The 656-nt window shown below is 69.8% G+C and carries 1 protein-coding gene; it reads right to left on the bottom strand.

The window, feature by feature from the left end:
- Positions 1 to 656: DUF222 domain-containing protein (locus A5624_RS22515; protein ID WP_156749139.1), on the bottom strand; the 656-nt coding region annotated here is incomplete at both ends.

Raw genomic sequence — 656 nt, 5'->3', positions numbered from 1 at the left:
TCGGAGAGCAGCGGACCCAGATGCAGCGCCGCGGTGGGTTTTTCCACGTCGAGGTGCACCACCACGGTGGTGTGCTGCCCGTGCGGGCGCCGCGCCGCCTCGACATCCCACCCGGTCTCGACCAGGCGCATGAACGCCTCGACAGTGCCCGGCATCGGGGGCCGCTGATCACCCGCGCTGGTGGCCTGATCGTGTTTCCACTCGGCGATCAGCGCCTCACGATGCGATGCCAACGCCGCGTCGAACGTCGCCGCATCGAGGTGAGGGAGCGTGATCCGGTAACAGCTGCCGTGCTCGGTGCTGGTCGTGGTGATCGAGCGTTCGGGCTCGCGCTGCGGTTCGGGGTCCGGTCGCGGTTCCAGCTTGATCGCGGTGCGCAACTGGTTGACCGTGGCCACCGCGGCGAGCTCGGCGTAATGCTCATCAGAGCCCTCGCCGGCCCGCGCCGCGATCACCCCAACCTGGTCCAGCGACAGCCGGCCTTCTCGCATGCCCGCCGCGCAGCGTGGGAACTCCTCCAGCCGGCTCGCGATGGTGGCGATCGTGTGCGCGGTTGCCGGCGAACACCCCGTCTTCCAGGCCACCAACGCCGGCACCGACCGCGCCCCGGTCATCCCGCACAACTCGTCGCGATCGATCTCGGCCACGATCTCCAC

The organism is Mycobacterium sp. 1482292.6, assembly GCF_001672995.1.
Classification (GTDB): Bacteria; Actinomycetota; Actinomycetes; order Mycobacteriales; family Mycobacteriaceae; genus Mycobacterium; species Mycobacterium europaeum_A.
Note: the sequence above shows the minus strand (reverse complement) of the source record. Positions and strands in the feature narration are given on the sequence as shown.